Below are 17,132 nucleotides of genomic sequence, written 5' to 3'. Positions count from 1 at the left end.
TGCCGGGGCTCGCGCTCTTCTACGGCGGCCTCGTGCGGTCGAAGAACATGCTGTCGATCCTGATGCAGACCACCGTCATCGCCTGCGTGATGATGATCGTCTGGGTGATCTACGGCTATTCCCTGGCTTTCGGCGGCTCGACCTCTCCATGGTGGGGCGGCACGGCCAAGCTGTTCCTCGGCGGCGTCACCGTCGACAGCATGTCCGCCACCTTCAGCGCGGGCTACGTCATCCCGGAATACCTGTTCATCGTGTTCCAGATGACCTTTGCCGCGATCACCCCCGCGCTTGTCATCGGCGCCTTCGCCGAGCGGGTGAAGTTCACGGCGGTCCTGGCCTTCTGCGTCCTCTGGGGCACCTTCTCGTACTTCCCGATCGCCCACATGGTCTGGGATGCGAACGGCTATCTCTTCGTCAAGGGCGCCATCGACTTCGCCGGCGGCACGGTCGTCCACATCAACGCCGGGATCGCGGCGCTGGTCGGCTGCCTGGTGATCGGCAAGCGCGTGGGCTACGGCAAGGACAACATGGCCCCGCATTCCATGGTGATGACCATGATCGGCGCCTCGATGCTCTGGGTCGGCTGGTTCGGCTTCAACGTGGGCTCCAACCTCGAAGCCAACGGCGGCGCGACGCTGGCGATGATCAACACCTTCATCGCCACGGCGGCGGCAACGCTGGCCTGGTGCGCCATCGAAGGCATGGCGCGGGGCAAGGCCTCGATGCTGGGCGCGGCCTCGGGCATGGTGGCGGGCCTTGTCGCCGTCACCCCGGCTTGCGGCACCATCGGCCCGATGGGGGCGATCCTGCTGGGCGTGATCGTGTCGGTCGTCTGCTACTTCTTCGTGACCACCGTGAAACACAAGCTGGGCTATGACGACAGCCTGGACGTGTTCGGCATCCACGGCATCGGCGGGATCATCGGCGCGGTCTTGACCGGCGTGTTCTCGGCGGCCGCCTTCGGTGGGGTCAAGGGCGACGACTATGCCATGGGCGCCCAGCTCTGGGTGCAGATCGAAGGCGTTGTCATCACCATCCTCTGGTCGGGCGTGGTATCCTTCATCGCCTACAAGCTGGTCGACGTGACCATCGGCCTCCGGGTGGACAGCGACACCGAACGCCAGGGCCTCGACCTCATCAGCCACGGCGAGCAGGCCTACCACAGCTAGGCCCTATCGGCGCAGCACACCAACCCGACGGCCCGCGGGAGTCTCTCCGCGGGCCGTATCCATTGGTCCCGCTTGCGCTCGACTTCGTCTCCTCGACGGGTCCGACGACACATAGCGTTTGCCGTTGGACGCTCCCTGGACAATGACCTAGACTTCCCGCAAAGCAGTGGGGCCGAGATGACATCCAGCTGGCAATTCTGGGCTTTTCTTTCAGCCGTCTTCGCCGCCCTGACCGCGATCTTCGCCAAGATCGGCGTCAGCGGCCTGCCTTCGGACTATGTCACACTTCTGCGAACCTGTGTCGTTCTGGCGGTCCTTGCGCTGATCGTCGCCGCAACCGGCCAGTGGCAGAATCCGGCGCATGTTTCGGGGAGAACGCTTGCGGCAATCGGCCTCTCCGGCCTTGCGACCGGGGCTTCGTGGCTTTGCTACTTTCGCGCGCTCAAGCTGGGAGATGCCTCGCGCGTCGCGCCGCTGGACAAGCTGAGCGTCGTCCTTGTCGCCATCTTCGCCGCTGTCTTCCTCGGTGAACGGCTCTCGCCCGTGAACTGGACCGGAGTCGGCCTGATTGCCGCCGGGGCAGTGCTGGTTGCAGTGAAGGTCTAGGGCCCGTGGCGATCCCTCCGACCAGTGATGCGGGCAATCCGCTGAAGGGCGTCGCGCTGGTTCTGGCCGCGACCTTCCTCTTTGCCTGTGGCGACACGCTCGGCAAGCATCTCTCCATGCTCTACGCGGCGGCGCTGATCCTTTCGGCGCGCTATGTCATCAACCTGGTCCTCGTCCTTGTCACCATGTGGCCGCGACACCGCAGCGCGGTCTGGCGGACGCAGCGCACCGGGCTGGTGATCCTGCGCGGCCTTCTCCTCGCCTTCGCGACGGTGACCATGCTGCTTGCCCTCCGGGTCATGCCGGTGGCCGAGACGGTGGCGATCATCTACATCACGCCCGTCCTCCTGATGCTCGCCTCCGGCCCGATCCTGGGCGAAAGGGTCAGCGCGCTCGGATGGGTCTGCGCCACGCTGGGCTTTGCCGGGGTCCTGCTTATCGCGCGACCGGGCAGCGGGCTGGACAGCCGGGGCGTGGTGCTCTGCCTGCTGAATGCCTTCCTCGGCACCGGCTACCACCTGCTGACCCGAATCCTGACCCGGACCGAGACGACGATGGCGCTTCTGTTCCACACGGCGCTGGTGGGGTCGGTCATCTCGGTCGGACTGGCCCTCGCCCTTGGCGTGCCGGCCTGGCCGACCGCCGCCGATGCGTTGATGATCCTCCTTTACGCCTCCTGCGCGACGGTGGGCCATCTCCTCTTCACGTCAGCCTATCGCGAGGCCCCGGCCTCGACCCTTGCCCCGGTCAACTACATGCACATCGCCTTTGCGACCATGCTGGGCTGGCTGGTGTTCCGGCACCTGCCCGATGCCCTGGGCTTCACCGGCATGGCGCTGATCGCGGTGGCGGGTCTGCTGGCGGCCTGGCGCGCCAGCCGGACACCGACGACGCTGCCGGTCGAAACCTTGCCAGAAGGTTAACGTCCGCAACCAACCTATTGATTCCAAAAGATCCAAAATTCTGTCCACCGTGGACACATCTAGAAGAACCCCCGCGGGATCAGCCGGTGCTCGTAGGCATCCCGCTCCAGCTCCTCGCGGAAATCCGGGTGGGCGATGGAAATCAAGGCTCGCGCCCGTTCCGCGATCGACCGCCCTTTCAGGTTCACCATCCCGTATTCCGTCACCACATACATCAGGTCGGTCCGGGGTGTCGTCACCACGTTCCCCCGCGTCAGCGCCGTCACGATCCGGCTCCGCCGCTCCCCCTTCTTGTCGTAGGTCGAGGCGAGGCACATGAAGCTCTTGCCCCCCTTGCTCCCGTAGGCCCCCCGCACGAACTGCAACTGCCCCCCGGTGCCCGAGATATGCCGGAACCCGTCCGATTCCGACGCCGCCTGCCCCTGCAGGTCGACCTGGGTCGTGTTGTTGATCGACACCACCCTGTCGTTCCGCATGATCATGTGCGGCAGGTTGGTGTAGTCGACGGGGTGGAACTCCACCTCCGGGTTGCGGTGCAGGAAATCGTACAGATACTGCGCCCCAAGCGCGAAGGTGCAGACCATCCTGCCGGGGTTCATCTGCTTTTTTGCCCCGGTGATCCGGCCCGCCCGGTACAGGTCGACGATCCCGTCCGTCATCATCTCGGTATGGATGCCCAGGTCCGAAACCGGGCTCTCCGCCAGCAGCGAGCAGACCGCGTTCGGCATGCCCCCGATGCCGATCTGCAGGCAGGACCCGTCCTCGACCTCCGCCGCGATCAGCCGGGCGACGGCCTTGTCGACCTCGCTTGCCGGGGCCTTCGGCAGCTCGGCCATCGGCGTGTCGTGGCCGGGAATGATGTAGTCGACCTCCGACACATGCACTCCGGTGCCTTCACCCATGACATAGGGCAGGGTCGGCGTCTCCTCGACGATCACCACCTTGCCGCGTTCGACCAGCGCCCGCATCCAGAGGACGTTTGGCCCGAAGTTGAAGAAGCCCTTCCCGTCCATCGGCGCGGTCTTGAAGACTACGATGTCCGGCGGGTCGATGAAGCGGCGGTAATAGTCCGGCACCTCGCCCAGGTTCACCGGCAGGTAATGCGCCATCCCCGCATCATGCTTGCGCCGGTCGTAGCCCGAGAAATGGGTGGAGAACCAGTGGATGTGCTTTCCCTCCGGGTCCGCCTCCAGCACGGCGCGGGGGCGGGCGGTCAGCACAGAGCGGAAGCGGATGTCGGTCAGCGGGCCAAGCCGGGCGGCCAGAGCCACGTCAAACGCGTCCGGCTGGCCGAGGACTGCACCATAGTCCAGCCACATGCCGGGTTTCACCAGCGCCGCCGCTTCCTCTGCCGTGATCCTGCGCGCCGCTTTCGCCATGGCGTCCCCCCGAGGATTTCCGCCAGTCAAGCACGGGCGGCGGGCCCTGCCAAGTCTCAGGTCGAAAGGCTGATCAGCGCGGTTCCTGCGACCGCCATCGCCGCGCCAATCCAGGCGAGCGGCCGGGGGCGGCGACCATACAACACCCAGATCATCGGCAGGATCAGGATCGGCATGGTCGAGGAGAGCGTGGTGACAATCCCGACTTTGCCATTGGCCAGGGCCGCCATCAGGAAGGACATGCCCACCGCCATGCCCGAAAAGGCTGCAAACCCGATCTTCCGCAGCGACAGCGGGTCCGGAATCGTGGTCGGCCGCAACTTCGGGACGACGAGAAGCGCCAGGAAGAACAAGGTCGCAGCCCCGGTCCGCACGGCAATCGCCGCGACCGGATCGGCGCCCTCCAGCATTGCCGGACGGGCCAGGAGACTGCCGGTCGCCTGGCCAAGCGAAGTCAGAAGCCCGAGCCCCACCCCAATCCAGAGCGGCCTTTCCACCCGAGCGCCCTCATTCCCCTTGGGCCCGAGGACCGCGAGCACGATGCCTGCGACGATCAATAAGGCACCGAAACCCTGCGTCCCGTTCACCGTCTCGCCCCGGAAGAGATAGCCGAGCGCCAGCGCGAAGGGGGAGGCGGTGGTGAAGAGAAGCGCCGAGATGCGCGGCCCGGTGATCTGGATCGTCGCGACGAAGGTCAGCGAAGCGAACATGATCCCGGCTGCCGAGGAGCCGACCAGCCAGAACGTCTTCTCAGGGTCGATGGTCCGCCAGCCGCCCAGGGCCAGGGTCATCGCCCCGGTCATCAGGAAGGACAGCCCGATCTGCCAGCGCGAGAGCTGCAACGGGCCGATCCGTCCGCTGACCGCATTGACGAAGAGCGCCGAGACGGCGAAGCAGGCCGCCGCCGCAAGCGAGAGGACGACGGCCAGCATGGTGTGTCAGAGCACCTGCGCGATGGCGGCGGCGAGCACCGGCACGGTCTTCGCGTTCAGGCCCGCGATGTTGATCCGGCTGTCGCCGACCATGTAGATGCCGTATTCCTCGCGCAGGCGGTTCACCTGCGCCTCGGTCAGGCCAAGGCGGCTGAACATGCCCCGGTGGCTGGCGACGAAATCGAAGCGGTCGGTGTTGGTGGCGCGGCGCAACTCGTCGGCGAGCGCTCGGCGCAGCCCCAGCATGTTCTGCCGGACCTCCTCCAGCTCCGCCTTCCAGTCGGCGGTCAGCGCGGCGTCTTCCAGGATCATCGTCACCAGCCGCGCGCCGTGGTCGGGCGGGAAGCTGTAGTTCTGCCGGTTGAGGAAGTTCAGGTTGCCCTGCACCACGGCCTTGCGGTCGGGAGAGGTCAGGGCGATCAGGATGCCCGTCCGCTCGCGGTAGATGCCGAAGTTCTTGCTGCACGAGGCCGCGATCAGCACTTCCGGGAAGGCGGCGGCGATCTTGCGGGTGGCGGCGGCATCTTCCTCCAGCCCGTCGCCGAAGCCCTGGTAGGCGAGGTCGACGAAAGGCACCGCGCCCTTCTTCTTCAGGAGCGCGATCACCTGGTCCCATTGCGAGCCGTCGAGGTTGGCGCCGGTGGGGTTGTGGCAGCAGCCGTGCAAGAGGACCGCGTCGCCCGTCGAGACCCGTTCCAGATCGGCCATCATTCCGGGGAAGTCGATGCCAGAGGTCGCGACGTTGAAATAGCGATACTCGACCCCGGTCATGCCGAGATACTTCACGATCGAGGGGTGGTTCGGCCAGGTCGGGGCCGACATCCAGACCCGGGCCTCCGGATTGGCCATCCTGATGAGTTCCAGCGCCTGCCGGATCGCCCCGGTCCCGCCCGGTGTCGCCACCGAGGCGGCGCGGTCGGCAAAGCCGCTACCGAGGATCATCGTCACCAGCGCTGCACCATAGGCGGGTTCCCCGGCCAGACCTGTGTAGGTCTTCGTCTTCTCGACCTCCCACAGCTTCTTCTCGGCCGCCTTCACCGCGCGCATGACCGGGGTCAGGCCGGTCGCGTCCTTGTAGACGCCGACGCCAAGATCGATCTTCGTGGTCCGGGGGTCGTCGCGGAACATGGCGATAAGCGCGAGGATCTTGTCCTGCGGCTGGGGATTCAGGGTTTCAAGCATTCTGTCCTCTGGCCGTCACGGCCCGGTTGCGACCCGCAGGTCGTCGTACATGCCCCATTCGGCCCAGGAGCCGTCATAGAGCGCATGGTTGCGGTGGCCGATCCGTTCCAGTGCCAGCGACAGAACCGCCGCCGTGACGCCCGACCCGCAGGAGGTGATCGCAGGTTTCTTCAGGTCCACCCCCGCCGCCTCGAACACCGCCTTCAGTGCGGCGGATGATTTCATCGTGCCGTCGGGGTTCAGCACGTCGCCGAAGGGCACGTTCTTCGCCCCCGGAATATGCCCCGAGCGCAGCCCGGCGCGCGGTTCCGGCGCCTCGCCCCGGAAGCGGGCTGCGGCACGGGCGTCCAGGATTTCGGCCTCGCCCAGCTTGGCGGCATGGGCGACCTGGGTCACGTCCTTGACCAGCTGGTTCTGCCGGGAAACGGTCATGTGCCGGTCGCGGATCACCGGGGGCATGTCCTCGATCTCGCGGCCCTCGGCCTGCCATTTCGGGAAGCCGCCGTCCAGCACGGCCACATCGGTCTTGCCCATCAGGCGGAAGGTCCACCAGACCCGGGCGGCAGAGAAGATGCCCGAGCCGTCATAGACCACCACCTGATGCCCGTCGCCAACGCCCATGGCGCGCATCCGGCTGATGAACTTCTCCGGTGGGGGTGCCATATGCGGCAGGCTGGAGCGCTGGTCGGAAATCTCGTCGATGTCGAAGAACCGCGCGCCGGGGATATGGGCGGCATCGTATTCCGCCTTCGCGTCCCGGTTCTGCGCGGGCAGATACCAGCTGGCGTCCAGCACCCGTAGGTCCGGGTCGCGCAGGTGCTTGGCCAGCCAGTCGGTCGAGACCAGCGTCTTGGGGTCGTCTTCCGTCATGAAACCCTCCCGTAGCCTGATCCTCCCCTAGCCCGGAGACCCCTTGCGCGCAAGGGTGACAAGGTTAACCTCTGTCCCATGCAGAACACCTCTCCCCTCTCCGCCCTGATCGACAGCCACACCCCGGACCTGACCGCGATGGCGGACCGGATCTGGGCAACGCCCGAACTTCTGTACGCCGAATTTGCCAGCGTGGCCGAACATGTCGCCATGCTGCACCAGAAGGGTTTTCGCGTGACGGAAGACCTGGCCGGTATCCCGACCGCCGTCATGGGCGAGGCGGGCGAGGGCGGTCCGGTCATCGCGATCCTTGGCGAGTATGACGCGCTGCCCGGCCTGTCTCAGGTGGCGGGGATCGCTGAGCCTCGGCCGGTAACGCCGGGCGGCAACGGCCATGGCTGCGGCCATAACCTTCTGGGGTCGGGCGCGATGCTCGCGGCCTGTGCCCTGAAGGACTGGCTGGAACAGACCGGCACGCCGGGCCGCGTGCGATACTACGGGTGCCCGGCCGAGGAAGGTGGCGCCGCCAAGGCCTTCATGGTTCGGGACGGCGCCTTCCGGGGGGTGGATGCCGCCATCACCTGGCACCCCGACAGCCTGACGCGGGTGGACGATCCCCTGAGCCTTGCGAACACTCGCGCCGATTTCCTGTTCACCGGCAAGTCAAGTCACGCGGCCGCAACGCCCCACCTTGGCCGCTCGGCGCTGGACGCGGTCGAACTTATGAGCGTCGGCGTGAACTACCTGCGCGAACATGTGCCGCAGGATGCTCGCATCCACTACGCCTATCTTGATGCCGGCGGTCCCGCGCCGAATGTGGTCCAGGCGAGCGCGAAGGTCCGCTATTCGATCCGCGCGCTGCAGCTCTCCACCATGCTCGATCTTGTGCAGCGGGTTCACGACGTGGCGAAAGGGGCGGCGCTGATGACCGGCACCAGCGTCGAGATGAGGGTCTTTTCGGCCGTGTCGAACATGCTGGGAAACGAGGTTCTTGAAAACCTGATGCAGGAGGTGCTGGAGAGCCTGGGCGGCGTTCCCTTTGACCAAGCCGACCGCACCTATGCCAGCGCCATCCAGGCCACCCTGACGCCCGAGGAGATCAGCCAACCCTTCCGCCGCGCCGGGATTCCGCCGCGGGATACCCCTCTGTGCGACTGGGTTGCCCCCCGGAAGCAGGCTGGTGAGGTGATGATAGGGTCGACTGATGTGGCCGACGTCTCCTGGACGGCGCCGCTGGTGCAGGTTCTGGCCGCGACCTTGGCGATCGGCACCCCGTTTCACACCTGGCAGGTCACGGCGCAGGGCATGGCCCCGGCGGCACACAAGGGCATGACCCACGCAGCACGCGCCATGGCCCTGTGTGCCCAGCGGCTTTACTGCGACGCGCCTCTGCTGGCTGCTGCAAAGGCGGAACACGCCGCCCGCCTGCAGGCCGAGCCTTACCGCTGCCCGATCCCGCCAGAGCTTCAGCCGCCCCTCGTACCCCGTCCCTGACGGTCGGCCAAGGCAGGGACGGGCCATCGGCGGGCCAACCCGCAGATCCTGCATCCGTCGCCAATGCTGAAATGAAGGACAGTTGGGGTTTCGGTCCAACCGGGGCCCAGTTCCCGACGGACCGGACGCGGGGCGTCTGTTCGGCACGGAGGCCTTGGCCCCCGCGCCGGATCCTTTCTGCCGGTTACTTCACCAGGGCTTTCTTCAGCATGCCGAGGATCGCGGTCAGGACCGCACCACCGGCGCCGCCGCCGATCACGGACTGGATGATGGCGCCGATGTCGAGATTGGCCGCCGCATCCGCCGCCGCCCCGGCGTCACCGCCGAGCATGCCCATGAGCAAACCACCAAGGCCACCGCCTACCGCACCCGCGACGGAGTTGCCCGCCGTCCCCAGGCTCAGATTCTTCAGTCCCGCGCCCGCGGCGTTGCCGCCCAACAGTCCCGCGATGATCTGGATGATCAGTTCCATACCCATGACATTACCTTTCCCTACGCTCGCCGGTTCCCGGTCCGGTTGCCCCGGCTTATGCCCCGGACTTGCTGTCCGGTATGGGAAATTCTGACAGATGAACGCAATTCCGGCAAGAAATGTATGAATAGTGCAAATTCAGTCGCGGCTGTTCTGCTTCAGAAGCCGCGCTTTCTGCCGGTCCCAGTCGCGCTTGGCGCTGGTTTCGCGCTTGTCGGCCAGCTTCTTGCCCTTGGCGATGCCCAGCTTCAGCTTCACGATGCCGCGGTCGTTGAAGTACATCTTCATCGGCACGATGGTCATGCCTTCGCGGCCGACGGCGGACCAGAGCCGCGACAGTTCCTTCTTGGAAACCAATAGCTTGCGGCGGCGGCGTTCCTCATGCCCGAAGGTCTTGGCCTGAAGATAGGGCGCGATGTAGCCGTTGATCAGCCACAGCTCGCCCCCTTCGACGGATGCATAGCTTTCCGCGATGTTCGACCCGCCCTGGCGCAGGCTTTTCACTTCCGAGCCAAACAGCATGATCCCGGCCTCAAGGTCGCTTTCGATCGAGTAATCGAAGCGCGCCCGCCGGTTTTCGGCGATGAGTTTGGAGTTGGGATCGGACTTGGCCACCATGATCGCCGTGAGATAAGGTCTGCGGCGGGCTTAGTCCAGAAGGGATGCAATGCTTCTCCAGATCGCGCTTGGTTCGGGGCTTCTGGTCCTGAACGTCATCCTGATGGCTCTGGCCGCGCTGGTGCTGGAATCGGCCTTCCGGACCGTGCATCCCTGGCTGATCGCCCCGCCGCAGCGCCCGAAGCTTGTGTTGATGCTGGTCGCGGTCGGGCTATGGGTGCTGGGCGTGATCACCGTTGGCGTGTGGATCTGGGCGCTGTCCCTGCATCTGGTCGGGGCCTTCGGGACCTTCGAGGAGGCGGTCTACTTTTCGGTCGTCGCGTTCTCGACCCTTGGACTTGGCGATGTCGTGCCGCACCCCGAATGGCGCATCTTCGCCGCAATGGCCTCGGTCAACGGTTTCCTAAGCTTTGGCCTCTTGACCGCGCTCTTGGTCGAAGCCCTGCGTCAGGTCCGCCTCGCGCAGCTGGAGCGGCGGCACCGGGATTAGCCCTTGAGTTCCTCGGTGATCCTGACCGGCCCGACCGCGCCCTTCAGCTTGGCGCGGTAGATCACCACGCCCTCGGCCACCCGCATCACATAGGTCCGCGTCTCGGCGAAGGGGATCGTCTCGATCCAGTCGACCACGTCCACCTCCGGTCGCCGCGGATCGCCGAACTCGGTCATCCAGCGTTCCGGGCGGCGGGGCCCGGCGTTGTAGCCCGAGGCGACAAGCGCGATGGAGGGGCCGAACTTCTCGACCATTTCGGCCAGATAGGCCGAGCCCATGGTGACGTTGTAGGCCGGGTCGGTCAGAAGCTTGGAGGCATCGAAGGTCTTGCCCAGCTTGTCGGCCATGTGCTTGGCCGTTCCGGGCAGGACCTGCATCAGCCCGCGGGCGTCGGCCGAAGACCGCGCCGCCGGGTCGAACTCGCTTTCCCGGCGCGAGATTGACAGTGCCAGCGCGCGGCTGACCTGCAATCCGTCGGGCACGAAATCCGGTACAGGGTAATAGGCCTGCGGCAGGATCAGGCCGCGCTCTGCCGCCGCCTTGGCGACGAGGAGCGCCAGATGCGGTTCGCCCCAGTCCAGCGTCATGTCGGCCATCTGCGCCAGCCCCGTCTCGTCCTGGCTTTCGCCGAGGTGCAGAAGGAAGCGCTTGGCCAGCGTCCGGTCCCCGGCTTGCAGCAGCAGTTTCGCCGCCGCCAGCACCGAGGATTGCGTAAAGCCCGCCCCGCGCCAGTCGGGTGTCGCGGGCCTGGCCAGAAGTTTCGCGTCCAGTGACAGGCCGAGGTGTTCGGCGGCAAGAAGCCCGTAGAACGCCGTCTGATGCACCGCCGCTGCCTTGAAGCTGGCGGTCCCATCCTGACCCGCCGCCTCTTGCGCCCGGCCGATCCAGTAATGCGATCGGGCAAGGCTGATCGGGGTCGTGACTCCTGCCAGCAGGTGTTTGAAGTGTTTCAGCGCAGTTTCCGGATCATTCAGCCGCCGGAGCGCGATGAAACCGGACAGGAATTCCAGATCGGCATAGGCCGAGGCGCCGGTGTCGGTCGGCAGATGGTGGTTCGCGGCGACCCGGTAAGCCTCCTTTGCCCGGCCGTTCCGCATCAGATAGCGCGCCAGGATTGCCCGGCGCTCGGCCCAGGCCTCCGGGCGGCCCAGGCTTTCGGCGGATTTCGACCGTTCGAGGATCAGTTCGGTCGCCTCGTCGTAAAGGTCCTTCTTCATCCGCCAGATGAAGCGGTCATAGGCGAGGCCCGCATCCCCGGTCCGCGCGTTCGGCACCGCCTCGATCAGGCCGGTCACGCCCTTGCTTTGGGCCTGCAGGGCCAGCCGGGCGCGGGCGAGCGCGCGCAGGTCTTCGGGCACGCGCTTCAACATGCGCTCGGCTTCCTTCGACCTGCCCTCCCAAAGCAGGTTGTCCAGCCGCAGCTCATGGACGAAGCTCACCGCCTCGGGGGCAAGTCCGATCAGTGCGTCCTCCTCCTCGGCGGCGAAGGGCAGGGTGGACCAGGCCCGCATCGCCTCGGTCTCGGCATCCTCGGCCCGGCCCACAGCCAGCAGCGCGCGGACATAGGCGATGGCGCCCTTGCCGGTTTCCGGTAGTCCGGCGTCGAACCAGGCGATCACTCGCGCCGGATCGTCCGACCGCGCCACAGCCTCTTCGCCCTTTTCCCGCAAGAGGGGAAGGCCGGGCCAGTCCGGGCGCCGCTTGAGGAAGTCTTCGTATTCGCCCAGCCGCCCGTCGCCCGCCCGCAGGCGCTGCCATTCGACGACGTCACGGCCCACGCCCGAGGGGGCCACGGCCAGGGCGCCGTCCCAATCCTTGCCCGCCGCCAGTTCCAGCGCCGTGCGCATCGCCTGTGTCGTATCTGCCGCGCCCGGGTTCGCATGGATGGCCAAGGCCAGCGCCAGCGCCCGGATCATCTTTGTCCTGCCTGTCATGGCCTGAATCTGCCTGACACTCTGCCCCTTCACAACCCACGAGTGCGTTAGTGGCAAGACTTGGCTTTGTGCCGCTCTGCCGCTAAGAGGAACGCGCTTTCGGGCAATCCCGCCCACGATAGGAGAAGCGTCATGATCAGAGGGTCCCTTCCTGCCCTGGTGACGCCGTTCAAGAACGGCGAACTGGATCTGGTGACGCTGAAGAAACTTGTCGACTGGCACATCGCCGAGGGGTCGCACGGTCTGGTTCCGGTGGGCACGACAGGGGAAAGCCCGACGCTCAGCCACGCCGAGCATCAGAAGGTCATCGAGGAAGTCGTCGCCGCCGTCGCGGGCCGCATTCCGGTGATCGCTGGCGCGGGGTCGAACAACACCGTCGAGGGCATCAGCCTGATGCGCCACGCCGAGAAGGTGGGGGCGACCGCCGCGCTGGTCGTCACGCCCTATTACAACAAGCCCACCCAGGCGGGCCTGATTGCGCACTACACCGCGCTGCACGACTGCTGCCAGCTGCCGATCGTGATCTACAACATCCCCGGCCGCTCGGTCATCGACATGTCGCCCGAGACGATGGGAACGCTGGCGAAACTGCCCCGGATCATCGGGGTCAAGGACGCGACCGGCAAGATCGAGCGGGTGAGCCAGCAGCGCGCCTCCTGCGGGGCGGAGTTCATCCAGCTCTCGGGCGAGGATGCGACGGCGCTTGGCTTCAACGCGCATGGCGGGGTCGGTTGCATCTCGGTCACGGCCAATGTCGCCCCGCGTCTGTGTGCCGAGTTCCAGGAGGCCACTCTGCGCGGCGACTACGCCAAGGCGCTGGAATATCAGGACAAGCTGATGCCCCTGCACGAGGCGATCTTCATCGAGCCGGGCCTCGTCGGTGCCAAATACGGCCTGTCGCTGCTGGGCCTCTGTTCGGAAGAGGTGCGCCTGCCGCTCGTCGGGCTGACCGACGGCACCAAGGCGAAAATCAAGGCGGCGATGAAGCACGCCGGGCTGATCTGACGCCAACGCAACTCCCTGCGCGGCAGACCACAGACAGCCGCGCAGGAAAACTTGACACATGTGTCGATTCCTGTTGCCATACCGGCAACGGAGGCCCCCATGCGCAGCACCAAGACCATCCATGTCGTCTCCGCCCATGCCGAGGGCGAGGTCGGCGATGTCATCGTCGGCGGCGTCGCCCCACCGCCGGGCGCAACCCTGTGGGAGATGCGCGAGGCGCTCTGGCGCGACCAGACCCTGCGGAACTTCGTCCTGAACGAACCCCGCGGCGGCGTCTTCCGGCATGTGAACCTGCTCGTCCCGCCGAAGGACCCGCGCGCGCAGATGGGGTTCATCATCATGGAGCCCGAGGACAACCCGCCGATGTCGGGCTCGAACTCGATCTGCGTGGCTACCGTTCTCCTCGACTCGGGCATCATCCCGATGGCCGAACCCGTGACCGAGATCACGCTCGAAGCCCCCGGCGGACTGGTGACGGTGCGGGCCGATTGCAAGGACGGCAAGGCGCAGCGCATCCATGTCCGCAACCTGCCCTCCTTTGCCGACAAGCTGTCCGTGCCCTTGGACGTGCCGGGCCTGGGCCGGATCACCGTCGACACCGCCTATGGCGCCGACAGCTTCGTCGTGGTCGATGCCGAGGCGCTGGGGTTCAGCCATTCGCCCGAGGACGCGCATGCCATGGCAAAGCTGGGCGTGCAGATCACCACGGCGGCGGACGAACAGCTTGGCTTCTCGCACCCGGAAAACCCCGACTGGCGGCACTTCTCCTTCTGCCTCTTCGCCGCGCCGCTGACCCGCACCGCCGACGGCTGGGAGACGAAGCACGCGGTCTCGATCCGCCCCGGCAAGATCGACCGTTCGCCCACCGGCACCGCCGTCTCCGCCCGGCTGGCGCTTCTGGCCGCCCGCAACCAGATCGGGCCGGGTGAAGTCCTTCGCGCCCGCTCGCTGATCGGCGGGCAGTTCGAAGGCCGGATCGTCGGCGCCGCCAAGGTGGGCGACCTCGACGCGATCCTGCCCGAGATTTCGGGCCGCGCCTGGATCACCGGGACGCACCAGCACATGCTCGACCCCGCCGACCCCTGGCCGGAAGGCTACCGCCTGTCCGACACCTGGGGCGCGCGTTGACCGACAACCAGCGCGGCGCGCTTTACATGACCGCCTCGATGGCGGGCTTCGCGGTCGAGGATGTGTTCGTGAAAGCCGCCGCCAAGGGCCTGCCGCTGGGCCAGGTCCTGCTGACCATCGGCCTTCTCGGCATGCTGACCTTCGCCGCCATGGCCGCCCGTGCGGGCGAGGCGCTGCTGCCCCCCGCCTTCCTGTCGCGCCCCATGCTGGTCCGCTGCGGGTTCGAGGTCACGGGGCGGCTCTTCTACGGCCTCGCCATCACGCTCACCGCACTGTCCACCACCTCGGCCATCCTGCAAGCGACGCCCCTTGTCGTCGTCGCCGGGGCGGCGCTCGTCTTCGGCGAAAGGGTCACGCCACAACGCTGGCTGGCGGTTTTGGTGGGCTTCGTCGGCGTGCTGGTCATCCTGCGGCCGGGAGCGGATTTCTCTGCGCTCTCGCTCCTCGCCGTCGTCGGCCTCCTCGGCTTTGCCGGGCGCGATCTTGCCACCCGCGCTGCACCGAAAGGCCTGTCGAACCGCCAGCTCGGAGCGCTCGGCTTCGCCATGCTGGCCGCCGCCGGGGCGATCCTGCTGGTCGTCACCGGCGGTGCGAAAGTCCCGAGCGGGCTCGGGCTCCTGTATCTCGCAGGGGGCACCGTCTTCGGCGTCTCGGGCTACCACGCGCTGACCTACGCGATGCGGACCGGCGAGGTCTCGGCGGTCACGCCCTTCCGCTACACCCGCCTCATCTTCGCGCTGGTGTTGGCGATGGCGCTGTTCGGGGAACGCCCCGACCTCGCCACCTGGGTCGGCGCCGCGCTGGTCGTCGGTTCCGGGATAGTGGCGCTGCGCCGGTAGGGTGGGCAATCTGCCCACGCGCGCCCGCTCACCCCCCGATCAGTTTCGCCTGCCGCACGATCACCTCGGCCTGCCGCATGCTGGCGATGTCGACCAGCCGCCCCTTGTAGACCGCCGCGCCCTGGCCTGCGGCCTTCGCCGCCTCCATCGCCGCCAGGATTTCCCGCGCCTCGCTCACGGCGGCCTCGGACGGGGTGAACACCTCGTTCGCCAGCGCCACCTGCTTCGGATGGATCGCCCATTTCCCGACCATGCCCAAGGTCGCCGACCGCCGCGCCTGCGCCCGGAAACCCTCTTCGTCCGAGAAATCGCCGAACGGCCCGTCCACCGGCAGCACCCCGTGCGTCCGGCAGGCCGCCACGATCGCCGCCTGCGCCCAGTGCCAGGGGTCGGACCAGTACTTCGCCCCCTCGCGGTGCATGTAGTAGTTTTCCTGCGTGCCGCCGATCCCGGTGGTCTGCATCCCCATGCTGGCCGCGAAATCCGCCGCGCCCAGGCTCATCGCCTGAAGGCGGGGTGAACTGGCCGCGATCTCCTCGACATGGGCGATCCCCGCCGCTGTCTCGATGATCACCTCCAGGCTGATCCGCTTCTGGCGTCCGGCCGCCGCCTCGCAGGCCGTGACCAGCGCATCCACCGCATAGACATCCGCCGCGCAGCCGACCTTCGGGATCATGATCTGGTCCAGTCGCTCGCCCGCCTGTTCCAAGAGGTCGACCACGTCGCGATACCAGAACGGTGTGTCGAGGCCGTTGATCCGCACCGACAGCGTCTTGCGGCCCCAGTCGATCTCGGAGATCGCCTTGATGATGTTCGCCCGCGCCTGCGGCTTGTCGGCGGGGGCAACCGAATCCTCAAGGTCGAGGTTGATCACATCGGCAGCACTTGCCGCCATCTTGGCGAAAAGCTCGGGTCGGGAGCCGGGGCCGAAAAGCTGGCAGCGGTTCGGGCGGGCAGGGGCGGGGGGTTGCAGGCGGAAGCTCATCGGGAAACCTGTCGGCAAGGATATGTCGTGGGTTGCTACGTCACGGTTATATTGTTGCGCGCCGCAGTGCAACAATCCTTTCGCGTCCGCAGAATGAACGGCACCTTCCCGAGGCCGCCGCGGCCCGCTACAGTCCCGCCATGATCACCGCCCAGGCCGAGACCTTTCCGCTTCGCAACCCATTCACCATCTCGCGCGGGTCGAAGACCGAGGCGAGGGTGGTGACGGCTGCGGTTACGCGCGGCGGGTATCGCGGCTGGGGTGAAGGCCTGCCCTATCCGCGCTATGGCGAGACGGTGGAGGAGGCCATTGCCGCGATCCTGAGCCTGCCCGAAGGCATCAGCCGGGCTGACCTGCAAAGCATGATGAAGCCTGGCGCGGCCCGCAATGCGGTGGATTGTGCGCTCTGGGACCTGGAGGCCAAGCTGACGGGCGAGCCCGTCTGGCAACTCGCTGGGTTGGCCGCTCCGAAGCCGGTGGAGATCGCCTTCACCCTCTCGCTCGACACGCCCGAGAACATGTGCGCCGCCGCGGCCCGAAATGCGCACCGGGCGGTGCTGAAGGTCAAGCTCGGCACCCCCGCCGACATGGCCCGGATCGAGGCGGTGCGGCAGGGGGCTCCGAAAGTGCGACTGATCGTGGACGCGAACGAAGGCTGGACGCCCGAGGTCTATACCGACCTTGCGCCGCACCTGATCCGGCTGGGGGTGGAGATGGTGGAACAGCCGCTGCCGCAGGGGGCCGACGGCATGCTGGCCGAGATTGCCCGCCCGCTGCCGGTCTGCGCCGACGAATCCGCCCATGACGCGGCATCGTTGCCGGGACTGGTCGGCAAGTACGACGTGGTCAACCTGAAGCTCGACAAGACCGGGGGCCTGACCGAGGCTCTGCGCGCGAAGGGTGAGGCGCGGCGGCTGGGCCTCAAGGTGATGGTCGGCTGCATGATCTCGACCTCGCTCTCGATGGCCCCGGCGATCCTTGCCGCGCAGGGGGCCGATTGGTCGGACCTTGACGGCCCCGCCGACATGGCGCAGGACCGCGACCATCCGGTTGTCTATGACGACCGCCACATCCACCCGGCCTCGCCGCTACTCTGGGGATAGAGC

At 67.0% G+C, this 17,132-nt stretch carries 17 protein-coding genes; 9 read left to right on the top strand and 8 right to left on the bottom strand.

All coding sequences use genetic code 11. From position 1 onward, the window contains the following. The 3 genes from JNL31_RS14175 to JNL31_RS14165 all read left to right on the top strand — a co-directional run. Nucleotides 1–1,169: ammonium transporter (locus JNL31_RS14175; RefSeq protein WP_294974422.1), on the top strand; the 1,169-nt coding region annotated here is incomplete at its 5' end. 177 nt (nt 1,170–1,346) lie between these two features. Then, on the top strand, nt 1,347–1,775 hold the full coding sequence (locus tag JNL31_RS14170) for an EamA family transporter (RefSeq protein WP_294974420.1): 429 nt from the start codon (nt 1,347–1,349) through the stop codon (nt 1,773–1,775). A gap of 5 nt (nt 1,776–1,780) precedes the next feature. Continuing rightward, nucleotides 1,781–2,698: a DMT family transporter gene (locus tag JNL31_RS14165; protein ID WP_294974417.1), complete on the top strand. Its 918-nt coding sequence runs from the start codon at nt 1,781–1,783 to the stop codon at nt 2,696–2,698. Nucleotides 2,699–2,757: 59 nt separating this feature from the next. Here the strand turns inward: JNL31_RS14165 and JNL31_RS14160 are convergent, their stop codons facing one another. The 4 genes from JNL31_RS14160 to sseA are packed head-to-tail and all read right to left on the bottom strand — an operon-like array spanning nt 2,758 to nt 7,061. Continuing rightward, nucleotides 2,758–4,077: an acetyl-CoA hydrolase/transferase C-terminal domain-containing protein gene (locus JNL31_RS14160; RefSeq protein ID WP_294974414.1), complete on the bottom strand. Its 1,320-nt coding sequence runs from the start codon at nt 4,075–4,077 to the stop codon at nt 2,758–2,760. 56 nt (nt 4,078–4,133) lie between these two features. Next, complete coding sequence (locus tag JNL31_RS14155; protein WP_294974412.1) at nt 4,134–5,009, bottom strand: EamA family transporter; 876 nt, start codon at nt 5,007–5,009, stop codon at nt 4,134–4,136. 6 nt (nt 5,010–5,015) lie between these two features. Beyond that, nucleotides 5,016–6,191 (bottom strand): amino acid aminotransferase, encoded by a 1,176-nt coding sequence (locus tag JNL31_RS14150; protein WP_294974410.1) that lies wholly within the window; start codon nt 6,189–6,191, stop codon nt 5,016–5,018. 15 nt (nt 6,192–6,206) lie between these two features. After that, nucleotides 6,207–7,061, bottom strand: coding sequence for a 3-mercaptopyruvate sulfurtransferase (gene sseA / locus JNL31_RS14145; RefSeq protein ID WP_294974407.1), 855 nt, complete (start codon nt 7,059–7,061; stop codon nt 6,207–6,209). 78 nt (nt 7,062–7,139) lie between these two features. On the opposite strand from sseA, the gene JNL31_RS14140 reads away from it, so the two are divergent. After that, nucleotides 7,140–8,555 carry an amidohydrolase gene (locus JNL31_RS14140; protein WP_294974405.1) on the top strand — a complete coding sequence of 472 codons (1,416 nt, stop codon included), beginning with the start codon at nt 7,140–7,142 and terminating at the stop codon, nt 8,553–8,555. A 184-nt stretch (nt 8,556–8,739) separates the two neighbouring features. Here JNL31_RS14140 and JNL31_RS14135 read toward each other — a convergent pair whose 3' ends face one another. Further along, the gene (locus JNL31_RS14135; RefSeq protein ID WP_294974403.1) at nt 8,740–9,027 is read right to left on the bottom strand and encodes a hypothetical protein; all 288 of its coding nucleotides are present in this window, start codon (nt 9,025–9,027) and stop codon (nt 8,740–8,742) included. Between the two features lie 138 nt (nt 9,028–9,165). Further along, nucleotides 9,166–9,645, bottom strand: a complete 480-nt coding sequence (gene smpB / locus JNL31_RS14130; protein ID WP_294974401.1) for an SsrA-binding protein SmpB — start codon at nt 9,643–9,645, stop codon at nt 9,166–9,168. A gap of 49 nt (nt 9,646–9,694) precedes the next feature. Here smpB and JNL31_RS14125 point away from each other — a divergent pair, with 49 nt between their 5' ends. Beyond that, nucleotides 9,695–10,135, top strand: coding sequence for a potassium channel family protein (locus JNL31_RS14125; RefSeq protein ID WP_294974398.1), 441 nt, complete (start codon nt 9,695–9,697; stop codon nt 10,133–10,135). Here the strand turns inward: JNL31_RS14125 and JNL31_RS14120 are convergent. Next, on the bottom strand, nt 10,132–12,069 hold the full coding sequence (locus JNL31_RS14120; RefSeq protein WP_294974396.1) for a lytic transglycosylase domain-containing protein: 1,938 nt from the start codon (nt 12,067–12,069) through the stop codon (nt 10,132–10,134). The genes JNL31_RS14125 and JNL31_RS14120 overlap by 4 nt on opposite strands. 132 nt (nt 12,070–12,201) lie before the next feature. Here JNL31_RS14120 and dapA point away from each other — a divergent pair, with 132 nt between their 5' ends. The 3 genes from dapA to JNL31_RS14105 all read left to right on the top strand — a co-directional run bounded on the left by dapA (nt 12,202) and on the right by JNL31_RS14105 (nt 15,041). Beyond that, a complete protein-coding gene (gene dapA / locus JNL31_RS14115) occupies nt 12,202–13,074 on the top strand; it encodes a 4-hydroxy-tetrahydrodipicolinate synthase (RefSeq protein WP_294974395.1) in 873 nt (290 codons plus the stop codon). Between the two features lie 99 nt (nt 13,075–13,173). After that, the gene (locus JNL31_RS14110; protein ID WP_294974393.1) at nt 13,174–14,202 is read left to right on the top strand and encodes a proline racemase family protein; all 1,029 of its coding nucleotides are present in this window, start codon (nt 13,174–13,176) and stop codon (nt 14,200–14,202) included. Continuing rightward, nucleotides 14,199–15,041 (top strand): DMT family transporter, encoded by an 843-nt coding sequence (locus JNL31_RS14105; protein WP_294974390.1) that lies wholly within the window; start codon nt 14,199–14,201, stop codon nt 15,039–15,041. Before JNL31_RS14110 ends, JNL31_RS14105 begins: the two co-directional genes overlap by 4 nt. 28 nt (nt 15,042–15,069) lie before the next feature. On the opposite strand, the gene JNL31_RS14100 is transcribed toward JNL31_RS14105, so the two are convergent. After that, nucleotides 15,070–16,026: an L-malyl-CoA/beta-methylmalyl-CoA lyase gene (locus JNL31_RS14100; RefSeq protein WP_294974387.1), complete on the bottom strand. Its 957-nt coding sequence runs from the start codon at nt 16,024–16,026 to the stop codon at nt 15,070–15,072. Between the two features lie 140 nt (nt 16,027–16,166). On the opposite strand from JNL31_RS14100, the gene dgcA reads away from it, so the two are divergent. Then, on the top strand, nt 16,167–17,129 hold the full coding sequence (dgcA, locus tag JNL31_RS14095) for an N-acetyl-D-Glu racemase DgcA (RefSeq protein ID WP_294974384.1): 963 nt from the start codon (nt 16,167–16,169) through the stop codon (nt 17,127–17,129). Nucleotides 17,130–17,132: the final 3 nt, after the last annotated feature.

Source organism: Tabrizicola sp. (assembly GCF_016792905.1).
In the GTDB taxonomy this organism is placed as follows: Bacteria; Pseudomonadota; Alphaproteobacteria; order Rhodobacterales; family Rhodobacteraceae; genus Tabrizicola.
Note: the sequence above shows the minus strand (reverse complement) of the source record. Positions and strands in the feature narration are given on the sequence as shown.

What these genes read in the sequence shown, in the direction of transcription:
- dgcA (WP_294974384.1), top strand. Translation starts at nt 16,167, where the DNA reads ATGATCACCGCCCAGGCCGAGACCTTTCCGCTTCGCAACCCATTCACC.
- JNL31_RS14125 (WP_294974398.1), top strand. Translation starts at nt 9,695, where the DNA reads ATGCTTCTCCAGATCGCGCTTGGTTCGGGGCTTCTGGTCCTGAACGTC.
- smpB (WP_294974401.1), bottom strand. Translation starts at nt 9,645, where the DNA reads ATGGTGGCCAAGTCCGATCCCAACTCCAAACTCATCGCCGAAAACCGG.
- JNL31_RS14155 (WP_294974412.1), bottom strand. Translation starts at nt 5,009, where the DNA reads ATGCTGGCCGTCGTCCTCTCGCTTGCGGCGGCGGCCTGCTTCGCCGTC.
- JNL31_RS14140 (WP_294974405.1), top strand. Translation starts at nt 7,140, where the DNA reads ATGCAGAACACCTCTCCCCTCTCCGCCCTGATCGACAGCCACACCCCG.
- JNL31_RS14150 (WP_294974410.1), bottom strand. Translation starts at nt 6,191, where the DNA reads ATGCTTGAAACCCTGAATCCCCAGCCGCAGGACAAGATCCTCGCGCTT.
- JNL31_RS14135 (WP_294974403.1), bottom strand. Translation starts at nt 9,027, where the DNA reads ATGGAACTGATCATCCAGATCATCGCGGGACTGTTGGGCGGCAACGCC.
- JNL31_RS14110 (WP_294974393.1), top strand. Translation starts at nt 13,174, where the DNA reads ATGCGCAGCACCAAGACCATCCATGTCGTCTCCGCCCATGCCGAGGGC.
- JNL31_RS14100 (WP_294974387.1), bottom strand. Translation starts at nt 16,026, where the DNA reads ATGAGCTTCCGCCTGCAACCCCCCGCCCCTGCCCGCCCGAACCGCTGC.
- JNL31_RS14160 (WP_294974414.1), bottom strand. Translation starts at nt 4,077, where the DNA reads ATGGCGAAAGCGGCGCGCAGGATCACGGCAGAGGAAGCGGCGGCGCTG.
- JNL31_RS14170 (WP_294974420.1), top strand. Translation starts at nt 1,347, where the DNA reads ATGACATCCAGCTGGCAATTCTGGGCTTTTCTTTCAGCCGTCTTCGCC.
- JNL31_RS14120 (WP_294974396.1), bottom strand. Translation starts at nt 12,069, where the DNA reads ATGACAGGCAGGACAAAGATGATCCGGGCGCTGGCGCTGGCCTTGGCC.
- dapA (WP_294974395.1), top strand. Translation starts at nt 12,202, where the DNA reads ATGATCAGAGGGTCCCTTCCTGCCCTGGTGACGCCGTTCAAGAACGGC.
- sseA (WP_294974407.1), bottom strand. Translation starts at nt 7,061, where the DNA reads ATGACGGAAGACGACCCCAAGACGCTGGTCTCGACCGACTGGCTGGCC.